Genomic DNA, 12,166 nt, shown 5'->3' with positions numbered 1-12,166 from the left:
AGCAGGAGTTGTTTATCAAGTGGAGTTATCAGGGAAGTTGCGCGGTCAGGCGTAGCTTCCCTGGGGGATGGAGCTCACGCAGCATCTCGGTATGCCGGGTAGTCGGTGTAGCCACGAGCGTCGCCGCCATAAAATGTTGAGCGATCATATCGGTTAAGCGGAAGGCCCGCGCGTAGTCGTGCAGGTAGGTCCGGGTTCGCAATAAAGGCGCGCCCGAATGCGACGGCATCCGCGTCTCCAGCGTTCAGCAATGCTTCAGCGCTTTCCCCGGTAAAACCGCCAGTGCCGATCACTGTTCCGCGGAAAATTTTGCCAAGATCACGCGCGGCGATCGGCGGAGTGGAGGCGATCAGTTCAGTGCCTTTGATCCTCGGTTCGACCACATGTAGGTACGCGATACTCATCTCATCCAGCTTGCGGCTTACATATCCGAAGGTCGCGGCCGGGTTGCTGTCCTGCATGGAGCCGTAAGATCCGTCAGGCGTGAGGCGCACGCCGACCCGGTCGCTTCCCCAGACATCGATGGCGGCTTGCGTAATCTCCAGAAGAAAGCGCGCCCGGTTCTCGATCGGGCCACCGTAGTCATCGGTGCGGATGTTGGAGCCGTCTTGCAAGAATTGATCCGGTAGATACCCATTGGCGCCGTGTATCTCGACGCCGTCGAAGCCTGCGGATTTCGCTCGTGCTGCGCCGGCGCCGAATTCGGCCACGATCAAGGGAATTTCATGACGCTCCAGCGCGCGCGGCATGCTGAATGGCAAAGCGCCGTCGGCAGTGTAGGCGTCGCCTGCGGCTGCAATTGCGGACGGCGCGACCGGCGCGGCGCCGTTCGGTTGCAGTGCGCGGTGAGACTGCCGTCCGACGTGCCACAACTGCAGGACGATCTTGCCGCCCCGCGCATGAACAGCGTCCGTAATAGCGCGCCAACCGGCAATTTGCGCGTCGTCATAGATGCCGGGCGCCGCAGCATAGCCGTATCCCTGACGGGAAATCGGCGTCGCTTCGGTGATAATCAGGCCGCCTTTGGAAGCGCGCTGGTCATAATATTCCCGCATCAGGGCATTGGGGAGATCCCCGGCGCTGGCGCGCACACGGGTCAGCGGCGCCATCACAACGCGATGCCCGAGTTCCAGGGCGCCTGCCCGGAACGGCGTGAATAACTTGCTCATGAGAAATGCCTCCAGGTCTGCATTCAGGATTGTGGAACAAGAGCGGTGATGCGTTGAATGGCGCGCTGCACAGTCGGGCGGGCCTCTACCTCTGCGAACCAGCGTGCGACATTGGGGGCGGCGTCTAATGTCACCCCTGCGAATTCGCGCCGCCAGAGCCATCCGAAATGAGCGATGTCTGCGATGGTGAAGTTTTCCCCGGCAACGAATTGACGATTTGCAAGAACGCCATTCAGAATTCCGAGTGTTCTGAGCGCTTCGTTGGAGAAGCGCTCGATCGCCAATGGCTGAGGGGCTGTCGCCTGGCGTTGGAAAAAACCGGCCTGTCCGAAGGAGGGGCTGAGGCCCGAGGCGTGAAAGAAAAGCTGCTCGAATGTCCGAAAACGGTCTTCACCAGAAGCAGGAAGGAGTTTTCCTGTTTTCTCGGACAAGTAGACCAGAATGGCTGCGGACTCCGTCAGCACGAGCCGATGATCGTCTGCGCTGGAGTCGACCAGAACCGGAACCTTGGCATTTGGATTCAATGTAAGGAAATCAACGGCTTTCTGCTCGCCCAGGCGGACATTGACGCTGTGAAGCCTATAATCCAGATCAAGTTCCTCAAGTGCGATCAGAACTTTGACGCTATTCGGCGTCGAAAATGCATAAACATCGAGCATCGTCGTTATCCTTTATACTGCAGAGCCGGGCGGAAGCGGCGAAAAATTGGAACCAGTAAGGCGATCGCCGCCTGCGTCGGGCTGCCGTGAAGCTGGAATGCGAAGAGCGCATTCAACACCGACGGTGCGCTTACCAGCCGCTCCAGCATGCCCTGATCTCCTGCTGCGCTCCGAACCACCCGAAGCATGGTGAAGGCGTAGCGGCGTCAGTCTGGACACGGCAGGCAGCTTGCGGCGATAACGCTCATTCCCGGGAGGAATGACATGGATCGTTATCAGGCGATGACCACTTTTCTAAGGGTGGTGGAGACCGGCTCGTTTTCCGCCGCTGCTCGGTTGTTGAATGTGGGCCAGCCTGCAGTTTCCAAGACGATTGCGCAGCTGGAGGCGCGTTTGCAGGTGAGCCTGCTGGTCCGCTCGACGCATGGGCTCAATCCGACCGAAGCGGGTCAACTGTTTTACGAGAGGGCGAGCGCGGCGATTCAGGAAGCTGATGAGGCGGAATCTGCAGCGCGCGGGGCTGGGGCGGGCCTGACAGGTAAACTGCGTGTCTCGGCGGCGACCACGTTCGCCCGCTTGCATATTGTGCCTCACTTGCCAGAATTCCTCGACGCCAACCCAGGATTGGAAATCGACTTCATCCTCGACGACAGGATGATCGATCTGGTGGGTGAGGGTGTGGACGTGTCATTGCGCATGGGAGAGTTACCTGATTCTGCTGCTGTTGCGCGCCGCCTTGCCACGGGGCTGCGTTCCGTCATGGCGACGCCGGCTTACCTGGCGAGGGCGGGTGAGCCGAAAACGCCGGCCGACCTCGCGGCTCATCAGGCAATTGTCTATAGCCGACAACCCAATGTCTGGTCCTTCACCCGAGATGGAGCCGCGGCGTCAGTCACGGTGCATGGGCGCTTAAAACTCAGCGCCGCAGAGGGAATAAGGGCTGCGGTTCTGGCTGATATGGGATTGGTTATCTCGTCTGACTGGATGTTCGCCGATGAGCTGGCGTCCGGCGTCGTGCGCAAGGTGCTGGCGGGGTGGAGTCTGCCGACGATCGATCTTTGGGCGGTATTTCCGACAGGGCGCATGGCGAGCGCCAAGGCGCGTCGGTTTGCAGCCTTTGTAGAAGCGCTGATGAATCGATGAGCCAATATTCCAATCTGGAATAAACGTTAGTCGCACGCGCCTGCTACGCGCCGCGGTCTTGTTCCAGCAGGTTCTGGTTTGTCGAAACGATACAAACAGGATGGAACCAGATCATGACCCAGTTTACCGCATACACCGGCGACACCGCGCCAGACGCTGCGAAGCCGATCTTTGAGGGCGTTGAAGCCGCTTTCGGATTTGTGCCTAATCTTCAATCCTACATGGCGGAGTCCCCGGAGCTTCTATCGGGATATACCGCGCTCTGGGATCTGTTCTCTAAGACGACCCTGACGATGCATGAGCAACAGGTTGTCTATCTGACAGCAAACTTCGAAAATGAATGCCATTATTGCATGGCCGGTCATACGACCCTGGCGATGATGCAGAAGATGGACTCCGCTGTCATCGCCGCCCTTCGCGATGGAACGGAATTGCCCGACGCACGTCTTGAAGCCTTGCATCACTTTACTTCGCGGGTTGTCCGAAATCGTGGCTGGGTGTCAGATGAGGAGGTTGATGCGTTCATTGCCGCAGGTTTCACACGCCGTAACGTGCTGGAAGTTGTTCTCGGCGTCGCGACTAAGGTGATCAGTAATTATACGAACCATATCGTGCACACTCCGCTCGACGCTTTTATGAAGGGCAACGAATGGACCAGGCCTGAGGCTGGAGTCTGAGTTGCCTGAAGTTCTGAAACCTGTCGTTTCGGATTTCGTTATTGTGGATAGGCGCCGCAAAATGGTGTTTCAGTCTTCGTATGCTCGTCAGCAAAAGCACGCCAACCGTTGGGCCGAAGATGCGGGCGTCTGAGGCGTAAGGACGTGAAACCGGTAGCGCCGTTTGACGGCGCTATTGTTCAATACTGCTCCGCCCGTCTTCTGCCTTAATCGAGACGGGAGTTTATCTTCGGTGCCCGTCGCGTGGGGGTTTCGCGCAGTGCGCGGTCGGCGTAGGTGCCCGTGATCGCCGCTTGCCCGCCGTGCTCGAACAGATCCATCAGCAAGGCGCTGTGAACGAAGGCAAGGTGACTGAAAGCTTGAGGAAAATTGCCGAGAAAAGAACCATTTTCCGCAATTTCTTCCGAGTAGAGCCCGACATCGTTCTGCAAGGCGCGAAGCGCCTCGAAGCGCGCGCGCGCCTCTTTTTCGCGACCAAGCCATAGAAGGGCGTCCACCATCCAGAACGCGCAAATCAGGAACGTGCCTTCGTGTCCCGGCAACCCGTCATCGTTACGGTATCGGTATACAAGATGACCATGCCCAAGGCGATCGATAATTCTATCGACAGTTCTCTCAAATATCCGCCGGTCGACAGGAAAACCTACCAGAGGCGCAATCAGAAGGGCTGCATCGACATCGTCCGAGCCGATATATTGGGGATAAAATCCTTCGGCGTGAACAGCCGCTCCATTAACGCAGGCGACGATTGCATCGCGTTCGCGCGTCCACTGTGGACGCTCTCCAAACAGCCGGATCGCCCTGTCCAGGGCGACCCAGTTCATAATCGCGGCATGCAGGTATCGCTGTTCAGGTTTACGCGGCTCCCAAAGACCGGCATCTGGTCTGCGCCAGTGCGCCGCCGCAATATCGGCAAGCCGGACCGCATGCTTTTGCATAACCGCGGTCAGTTTTCCGCCTAGTTGATCGTAGAAATGGAACAGGTCCAGCAACTGGCCATAGGCGTCCGCCTGATGCTGTTCGGCAGCCTTGTTGCCGTGCCGAACCGGCGCGCTACCCTGCCAACCTTCGAAGTGCGAAATTTCGTGCTCTGTCAGTTCTGTCGTTTCACCCCTGACGCCGTATAGCGGACGTAACAGGTCGTCATCGTTGACAAGGGTCGAGATGAAGCCGAAAAAATGCTCGGCCTCCTGGGTCATTCCGAATTTTTTAAGAACATAAAATGAAAGACAGGCGTCGCGAATCCAACAGTATCGATAGTCCCAGTTGCGTACGCCTCCAATTTCCTCTGGAAGGGATGTGGTCGCGGCGGCGACAATGGCTCCTGTGGGCGTATAGACGAGAGCCTTCAGCACCAACGCCGAACGATTGAGTTCTCCGCTCAGGGGGCCGATGTACGCAGCGCCAGATGACCAGCGGGTCCACGCAGCCCGCACGTAGTCCATCAATGCAGGCACATCGGGTGGCGTGAGCGGAAGGTCGCCGAGATAGATCAGGAGAGAATGCCATTGTGTGGCCGTGACGTCGAAACGGGCTATGGCCTCTCCCTCGTTGATCTCGAAATTCAGTTCAGATCCAAGGGAAAGTCTGCCGCCAACCGTAAGTCCGTTTGCAGCGCGAGATATGGTGTCCGGAGTGGTGGAAAAGCCATCCAGCGGCCGAAATCGGACGATCATGGGAACGCGCCCGGAAATGCCGACCAGATGGCGCACGAGACATGGGCGTTCCCGTGAAGGCCCCGGCCGCGCCATGAAGTCATGAACAGTCACAATGCCATCGTCGTGGATGAAGGTCGTAGCCAGAATGTTGGTGCGCCCCAGATATTCGCGCGTTGTTTCAAAACTCCCGACGGGCTGGAGAATAAAATACCCGCCACGGAGACGATCGAGCAAACGCGAAAAAGTTGGCGCGGCATCGAAGCTCTGAAGGCACGCCCAGTCGATAGAGCCGTCACGTGCGACGAGCGCGCTGCCTTCGCAATTGCTCAGCAGCGCGTAATCTTCGATTGGCCGGTACGACCTCGCGTCAGGCGAACCTGCGGTCAGCTGCAACAATTCGGACATCTGATGCCTGCTGTGTTGGTTGGCTCTGCATGTTCCAACCCGTGCAAGAGCGCCCGGTTGCGTGGTGTCTAAAATCTTAAGTATTACATTTGGTTTATTAGATACGTCAGCGTTTATGCCGGTATGACGCGACGGGAGCGCACGATTCCTTTTATGCTCTTGTTTTCAAGAAAAAAGATCGCTTGCTCAGGTCAGTGTTCGAATATGCAGCCTGTTTGCGGCCAGGACGGTCCCGGTAGCGACGATATAGCCTCACCGAGCACGCTTTCCAGCTACCCCAGCCTATCCCGCATCGCCATAGCCAGTTCCGCCGACCGACGTCGTGCAGCGTGATCGTAAAGCGGAAACGCGATCATCAACTCGTCTGGCCGATGGCGATCAATGAACCGCGACAGGCGCGGCAAAATGCTCTCCGGGGAGCCCGCGAAGGTGCAGGACAGCGTGTGGTCGAGCATCGCCTGCTCCTGCGGGAGCCAGTTCGGCGCGTCGATCGGCGGCGGATATGGAATAGGGCGACCGCGCCGCAACGCGATGAAATACTGATGTAACGACGTAGCCAGACGCTTCCCTTCCGCCTCGTCGTCCGCAGCGACGATATTGACGGTCAGCATCACACGGGGGCGCTGGCAGCGTTCGGAGGGTTCGAAACGGGACCGGTAAAGAGCGATCGCTTCCTCCATCTGCCCGGGCGCGAAATGGGACGCGAAGGCATAGGGCAGACCGAGCTGCGCGGCCAGAACCGCGGAAAACAGCGATGAGCCAAGGATCCACACCGGCACGCGCAATCCCGCGCCCGGCACTGCGCGCACCAGATGCGCGTCGGCAGGATCCGATGGTTCAAAGTAATGCAGCACTTCGACTACGTCCTGCGGGAAGCGGTCCGGCGCGTGCGGGTCGCGGCGCAGCGCCATGGCCGTGCGTTGATCCGCGCCGGGCGCGCGGCCAAGGCCGAGATCTATACGGCCGGGAAACAGGGTCTCCAGCGTACCGAACTGCTCAGCGATGGCCAGTGGCGAGTGGTTGGGCAACATGACGCCGCCGGATCCGACGCGAATATGCTCCGTGCGGGCCGCCACCTGTCCGATCAGGACGCTGGTCGCGGCGGAGGCGATGCCTGGCATGGAGTGGTGTTCGGCGAGCCAGTAGCGGTGAAAGCCAAGTGAGTCGCCCAGTCGCGCGAGGTCGAACGTGTTGCGGAAAGCATCCGCCGGCGTTGAACCCTGCGTAATCACTGCGAGGTCGAGGATAGAGAAGGGGATCACGCTGCGGGCCTCCGGACTGACAGTCCGGGTTCATATGGGCGCCGTGCCGGAGCGCCGCCAGTGCCCGGAGACGCTCAAGCGCGCGACATGATCGGCTGTGTGGGTTCAGCCGCCGTGTGGAAGGCTCTCATAGATCGCCGTTTCGAAATTCATGTAACCGCTGAAGGATGGTCCGTCGGCGAAGGGGAAAATCTGCGTGGCCCAGAAACCGCCCAGCCCGTTCCTGCGGTCTATCCAGTAATAGAGATTGGCGAGCCCGGCCCACCCGAGCGCGCCCGCCGGGCGCCCGGTGGGGGCGTCTTCATCATTGATCATGAATGTGTATCCCCACGATTTTGATTGGCCGGGGAAAAACTCCGCGTCATTGGAAAGGCTCGGGATGACGCCGTCCAGACTGGTCACCTTCAGGTCCCCCAGGCCGTTTCGCGCCATGGCGGCGACCGTCTCCGCGCGCAGGACGCGGCCATTTTCTCCGGCCCCGTCGTTCAGGATCATGCGGATGAAGCGCATGTAATCGCCTACGGTGGAATACAGGCCGTGTCCGGCCATATGAATTTCCGGGTCCTGCGCCAGCTCGAAATCGGCCAACGGCTTCAACGCTCCACCCTCTTCCCGCTGGTGCATGGCGGCAAGGCGGGAGCGCATGTCAGCAGACAAAGTGAACGAGGTATCGCTCATGCCGAGGGGTTCGAACACGCGCGCTTTCAACACATCGCCCAGCCGCGCCCCGGCGATGCGCTCCACTACCAGCCCCGCCCAGTCGATATTCACGCCGTAGTTCCAGCGCTCGCCCGGATCGAACAGCAGCGGCGCCGTGATCGAGGCCTTGCTCGCGGAGACGATGCTCGGCAGACGCCCGTCCTCCGCCAGTCTCCGGTAGATTTCGCTGAAGAAATCGTATCCGAAGCCGGCCGTGTGCAGCATCAGCATCCGGGTGGTGATGTCGCGTTTCGGCGCCCGCAGCATGGGCGCGCCCGCCGCGTCGAACCCCTCGATGACCTGAATATCGCCAAGCTCCGGGACATAGTTTTTCGCGGGCGCGTCGAGGTTGAGCCTGCCTTCCTCGACCAGTTGCATGACGGCGACGCCCGCCACGCCCTTGGTGCAGGAGAAGATGCGGAACACCGTGTCGGTCGTCATGGCGCTTCCGCCGCCGAGGGAGCGCTCTCCGAACGCGCCTTCGTAGATCGCTTCGTTTCGGTTCGTCGCCATGGCGACCACGCCGGGCACTCTATCGTTGGCGGTAACGGCGCGCTCAAGGATGGCGTCGCAGCGGTTTTTTGTCTTGTTGCGCATAACTGTCCCTTCGAATCGGAATATATTCGGGACAATGGCTCTGAATCGACCTGTGCGCCGCCTCTGATCGGCAGGCGGCGCCTGTTATCGGCGCCGTAACGGCCCGATTGGCGTCAATCAGTTGTGAGTGCGTCGTGCTGCGGAGGGAAGCTCCCCGAAACGTTGTCGGAAGCTGCGCGCAAATTCGCTGAAGTTGACGTAGCCCCAGCGGCTGGCGACAGCGCCGACAGTCTCGTTCGGCCCACCTTCAAGCAAATCTCGGCGGGCATGCAGCAGTCGCTGTTCGCGCAGAAAGGCGCTGGGACTGACACCGCGATAGCGTCGGAAGGCGCCGGACAGCGTTCTGACGCTGACTCCTGACGCTGCGGCGACCTCAATCATCGTGGGCATGGCCGCGACATGCGCGCGCATGAATTCCTCCGCGCGCCGCACGTAGAACGGCGCAGCTTCGTGCGTCGGACGGTCAAGTTCGATACCGGCGTTCGTCGCCCAGTTTTTCAAAAGCTCCAGACACACCATCTCCTCGACGCGCGCGCTGGCGCGGCTGTCCGGTGACCACTGGCTTGCGAAGCGCGCAAGATATTCCATCAGCGCGATCCATGAGCTGTTTCGGTCTCCGAAACGCGTCTTTGTGGTCCAAAGCTCGTCGCCGGGTGCGGCATCGAACCACTGACGGGCGAAGTCCGACAGTGTGTCATGCGCGATCGTCAGGTTCAGTTGCAGGTGATCCGGACTGGCCCGCAGCCAGTAAGATGTTCGACTGCAGTCAACGACAAAGCTCTCGCCACTTTTTGTCGAAACGCTTCCAGATCCACTGGCGGCATGTTCGATACCGCCGCGCAATGTGGTGAGGACAAGAACACGACCGGCGGAAGGATCGAAGTCCGAGAGATGGACTGGCGTGCCGTAGGCAAAGCGGGTTGCGAGGATGCGTCCGGTGTCGAACGAGTACATGGTGGCGTCCGGCCGTGCCGCCGCCGACAAGGCTTCCGTTCTGTAGGGCATGTAGGCGTCGCGGCAGAAGCTTCTGACTTCATCCCAATCGGATGAATGGGGCTTGTGGCGCTGTCGGCGAGGCAGGCCGTCGGCGTCGATCAGAAGGGCGTCTTCGAGCATGGGGCGCGCAGGTTTCTCGTGGCGGGAACGGGCGTGCCACTTGTCTGCGCTTCGGGAGGGCGGCGTCGGAAATCAAAATATCCGGAGAGCGCGCCAGATGTCCCGCACGACGTTCAGGCGACGTATCTGATCGCCGCGCCGGCGCCTGCCCGGCGTGCCGTGAGCAATCGCGCCTCTCCGCCGTCATCGACCAGAATATCCCGCCACACACGGAATGATTTCAATGCGCCTGACGTCACGAGCGCCGCGCCGCCGTTTTCATCGGGCGACAACGTGTCGGTCACGACGGCTTCGCGGCTTTCGCGCAGGGTGCGCAAGTTTGCGATCTGCGCCGAAAGCGTAGGGCCGCCATCGAAGATGTCGATGTAGCCGTCGTGGCTGAAGCCTTCTGCTTCAAGAATGCGTCGGGCAGGTAAGGCCTGATCGTGCGCACGGCCGATGCACTCTCGCGCGGCTTTAGGCAGCAGATCCACATAGATGGGATAGCGCGGCATCAGGTCGGCGATGAACTGGTTGCCGTGAAGTGCATTGTAGTGATCGGCTTCACGGAAGTCGCGACCGAAGAAAATGCGACCGATGGCGTTCCAGAATGGCGACCCGTCGGGGCCGACATAACCGCGCAGATCGGCGATGATTCTTTCGGGGAAGCGGTCTCGGTGCTGGGCGATGAACAGGTAACGACTGCGCGCCAGCAGGGCGCCGAGTCCCCCGGAACGGTGATCGGGGTGCAGGAACAGGCCGCCGACTTCCGCTGCGCCGTCAAAGTCGTTGACGATATGCAGAAGCCGTGCGGCGAAGCTGTGTGACAATTCGCGCGAAACATGCGTGTGCGTGGCGATCTTGTAACTGTAGAACGGCCAGGGAACGCCGATGCGCGAGAAGACGCAGGCGCATCCGCCCATCGCGCCGGTGTCCTCGTTTTCCAGCACAAGAAAATAAAGCTCATTTTCCGGCGCCTCGAGCTGACGCGCAAACGATGCCTCGCTCCATCCCAGCCGAGCCTTAAGCGCGTCGCGGTCGTGGGGCAGGTTGAGCAATCCCCCGTCGGTGTGGCCCGCGAGTTCGTAAAGAGCATCAACGTCGCTGGAATTCGCGGGGCGCACGATCCAGGGAGACTCCGCTCCCTGACGTGCTGCGGTCGCAGATTGCGCGAGGGGCGGCGCGATGCGGTTCATGCTGCGGCCAGTCCCAGAAGGGAAAACAGGGCTTCGCGGGCGGCGCGGCAATCGGCCCACAGATCGGCGTGGCCGAGATCATCCGGCGCGATGCGTTCGGGCCATCGTTCGTCGATCAGAGCGGCAATGGCGTCGATCCGACGTTCACTCAGCAAAAAGCGTCTGTCCAGCGCGGCTTCGGCAGCCTCGTCCACGGCGACACGCAAGCGCAGGCAGGCGGGGCCGCCGCCATTACGCATGGATTCCCGCAAATCCATCGTCTGCACCTGTCGGATTGGGCCGTTCCCCGCAAGCATGGTGTCCAGCCATTGTTTCACCGACGGCGTGGCGTCGCATTCCGCCGGTACGACCAGCGTCATCCCGCCTTCTGGCCGGGTGAAAAGCTGCGCGTTGAACAGGTAGGAGCGAATGGCGTCCTCCAGGCTGACCTGATCGGCGGACACTTCCAGAATGCGGGCTTCAGGAAGGTGCTGGCGGATGAAGCCGTATACCGCATCCCGGTCCTCGAACGCCTGCTCATGGGTCAGCAGGACCGATTCATTCGCGACCGCCACGACGTCGTTGTGGAAAGCCCCTGCCTGCAACGCGGCGTCGCTCTGCCGCGCCAGCAGAACGCGCTCCGGCAGCAGGCCGTGACGTCGGGCGATCGCAGCGCTCGCGGCCCTAGCCTGCCGCGCCGGGAACCCTCCGGGGATCGTCTCACCGTAGACGAAAATCTCGATGCCCGGGGCGCCGTGATGCGTGCACAGGCGCATGTGGTTTGCTGCGCCTTCGTCCCCCAGCGCGGCTGGGAGTGCGTCATGCACCGCGAAATACCGCTCGTTCGCGAACAGCGTCTTCAACAGTCGCGTCGTCTCGGGCGCTTCCAGGCTGCGATGAATCATGGAGGAGAGATTCGCCACAGAGACATGGCAACGGCGATCAGCGGTGTCGGGAGATGGGGACACCGTCGCGGCGTTTGCGGTCCACATAGGCGAGGCGGAGAAGGCGGCCTTTAAAAGGCCGGGTTCGTCGCGCCACGCGGCCGCGCATACGGCTTCGTCTGTGCCGCCGAACCCGCACTGGCGCAGCCACGCGGCGTTGGGGCGGTCATGCGGCGGCAGCAATCCCTGACCCAGCCCAAGCTCCACCATGCGCCGCATCTTCTCCAAACCCTGCAGCGCGGCCGCACGCGGGCGGGACACGTCGCCAGCATTACCGGTCGAGGCGCGGTTGCCGAAGGAGAGGCCTGCGTAGTTGTGGGTCGGGCCGACCAGGCCGTCGAAATTGAACTCGCGCATAGGCGGCTTTCATCACTGGACGTCAAAGAGGCGAGGGGCGGCCTCGTCGGGCGCGCCCGGGTTCTTATTCACGGAGCGTCGTCGCCGTCCGAGCTGGCCGACGGTTCCGGGGCGCGGTCGTGTCATACAGGAGCGCGCACGATTACGCACGCGTTCGGGACGGATGCGGAGGCGGTGTCGCTGAAATATCATGCGGCGATGCAAGCCGGAGGGTTTTGCTGCGTTTATCCGGTGAAGCGCTCTTGATGCTCGTGGACGGTGCGGCGCTGTCTTGCTGTTGCTGTTGCTGTTGCTGTTGCTGTTGCTGTTGCTGTTGCTGTTGCTGT

Annotated in this window: 11 protein-coding genes; 2 read left to right on the top strand and 9 right to left on the bottom strand. The window is 60.9% G+C overall.

The window, feature by feature from the left end; all coding sequences use genetic code 11:
* Positions 1–74 precede the first annotated feature (74 nt).
* Genes J2D73_RS11855 through J2D73_RS11845 form a run of 3 tightly spaced genes read right to left on the bottom strand, consistent with a single transcriptional unit; the run spans position 75 to position 1,977 of the window.
* Positions 75–1,169, bottom strand: a complete 1,095-nt coding sequence (locus tag J2D73_RS11855; protein WP_207881773.1) for an alkene reductase — start codon at positions 1,167–1,169, stop codon at positions 75–77.
* Positions 1,170–1,192: 23 nt separating this feature from the next.
* The gene (locus J2D73_RS11850; protein WP_207881772.1) at positions 1,193–1,828 is read right to left on the bottom strand and encodes a glutathione S-transferase family protein; all 636 of its coding nucleotides are present in this window, start codon (positions 1,826–1,828) and stop codon (positions 1,193–1,195) included.
* Positions 1,829–1,833: 5 nt separating this feature from the next.
* A complete protein-coding gene (locus J2D73_RS11845; protein ID WP_207881771.1) occupies positions 1,834–1,977 on the bottom strand; it encodes a hypothetical protein in 144 nt (47 codons plus the stop codon).
* Between the two features lie 115 nt (positions 1,978–2,092).
* On the opposite strand from J2D73_RS11845, the gene J2D73_RS11840 reads away from it, so the two are divergent.
* Positions 2,093–2,971 (top strand): LysR family transcriptional regulator, encoded by an 879-nt coding sequence (locus J2D73_RS11840; RefSeq protein WP_207881770.1) that lies wholly within the window; start codon positions 2,093–2,095, stop codon positions 2,969–2,971.
* A gap of 113 nt (positions 2,972–3,084) precedes the next feature.
* Positions 3,085–3,648, top strand: a complete 564-nt coding sequence (locus tag J2D73_RS11835) for a carboxymuconolactone decarboxylase family protein (RefSeq protein ID WP_207881769.1) — start codon at positions 3,085–3,087, stop codon at positions 3,646–3,648.
* 206 nt (positions 3,649–3,854) lie between these two features.
* Here the strand turns inward: J2D73_RS11835 and J2D73_RS11830 are convergent, their stop codons facing one another.
* The 6 genes from J2D73_RS11830 to J2D73_RS11805 all read right to left on the bottom strand — a co-directional run bounded on the left by J2D73_RS11830 (position 3,855) and on the right by J2D73_RS11805 (position 11,840).
* Entirely contained in the window at positions 3,855–5,711 is a 1,857-nt protein-coding gene (locus tag J2D73_RS11830; protein WP_207881768.1) for a glycoside hydrolase family 15 protein, read from the bottom strand.
* 272 nt (positions 5,712–5,983) lie between these two features.
* Positions 5,984–6,973, bottom strand: coding sequence for an MsnO8 family LLM class oxidoreductase (locus tag J2D73_RS11825; RefSeq protein WP_207881767.1), 990 nt, complete (start codon positions 6,971–6,973; stop codon positions 5,984–5,986).
* Positions 6,974–7,078: 105 nt separating this feature from the next.
* Positions 7,079–8,269, bottom strand: a complete 1,191-nt coding sequence (locus J2D73_RS11820; RefSeq protein ID WP_207881766.1) for a methyl acetate hydrolase AcmB — start codon at positions 8,267–8,269, stop codon at positions 7,079–7,081.
* Positions 8,270–8,386: 117 nt separating this feature from the next.
* Entirely contained in the window at positions 8,387–9,385 is a 999-nt protein-coding gene (locus J2D73_RS11815; protein WP_207881765.1) for an AraC family transcriptional regulator, read from the bottom strand.
* Positions 9,386–9,498: 113 nt separating this feature from the next.
* Positions 9,499–10,560, bottom strand: a complete 1,062-nt coding sequence (locus tag J2D73_RS11810; protein WP_207881764.1) for an arginine N-succinyltransferase — start codon at positions 10,558–10,560, stop codon at positions 9,499–9,501.
* A complete protein-coding gene (locus J2D73_RS11805) occupies positions 10,557–11,840 on the bottom strand; it encodes an N-succinylarginine dihydrolase (protein ID WP_207881763.1) in 1,284 nt (427 codons plus the stop codon). The genes J2D73_RS11810 and J2D73_RS11805 overlap by 4 nt, the downstream gene beginning before the upstream one ends.
* Positions 11,841–12,166 lie beyond the last annotated feature (326 nt).

The sequence above is a fragment of the Acetobacter sacchari genome (genome assembly GCF_017377715.1).
Classification (GTDB): Bacteria; Pseudomonadota; Alphaproteobacteria; order Acetobacterales; family Acetobacteraceae; genus Acetobacter; species Acetobacter sacchari.
Note: the sequence above shows the minus strand (reverse complement) of the source record. Positions and strands in the feature narration are given on the sequence as shown.

What these genes read in the sequence shown, in the direction of transcription:
- J2D73_RS11850 (WP_207881772.1), bottom strand. Translation starts at nt 1,828, where the DNA reads ATGCTCGATGTTTATGCATTTTCGACGCCGAATAGCGTCAAAGTTCTG.
- J2D73_RS11840 (WP_207881770.1), top strand. Translation starts at nt 2,093, where the DNA reads ATGGATCGTTATCAGGCGATGACCACTTTTCTAAGGGTGGTGGAGACC.
- J2D73_RS11820 (WP_207881766.1), bottom strand. Translation starts at nt 8,269, where the DNA reads ATGCGCAACAAGACAAAAAACCGCTGCGACGCCATCCTTGAGCGCGCC.
- J2D73_RS11805 (WP_207881763.1), bottom strand. Translation starts at nt 11,840, where the DNA reads ATGCGCGAGTTCAATTTCGACGGCCTGGTCGGCCCGACCCACAACTAC.
- J2D73_RS11815 (WP_207881765.1), bottom strand. Translation starts at nt 9,385, where the DNA reads ATGCTCGAAGACGCCCTTCTGATCGACGCCGACGGCCTGCCTCGCCGA.
- J2D73_RS11855 (WP_207881773.1), bottom strand. Translation starts at nt 1,169, where the DNA reads ATGAGCAAGTTATTCACGCCGTTCCGGGCAGGCGCCCTGGAACTCGGG.
- J2D73_RS11835 (WP_207881769.1), top strand. Translation starts at nt 3,085, where the DNA reads ATGACCCAGTTTACCGCATACACCGGCGACACCGCGCCAGACGCTGCG.
- J2D73_RS11845 (WP_207881771.1), bottom strand. Translation starts at nt 1,977, where the DNA reads ATGCTGGAGCGGCTGGTAAGCGCACCGTCGGTGTTGAATGCGCTCTTC.
- J2D73_RS11810 (WP_207881764.1), bottom strand. Translation starts at nt 10,560, where the DNA reads ATGAACCGCATCGCGCCGCCCCTCGCGCAATCTGCGACCGCAGCACGT.
- J2D73_RS11830 (WP_207881768.1), bottom strand. Translation starts at nt 5,711, where the DNA reads ATGTCCGAATTGTTGCAGCTGACCGCAGGTTCGCCTGACGCGAGGTCG.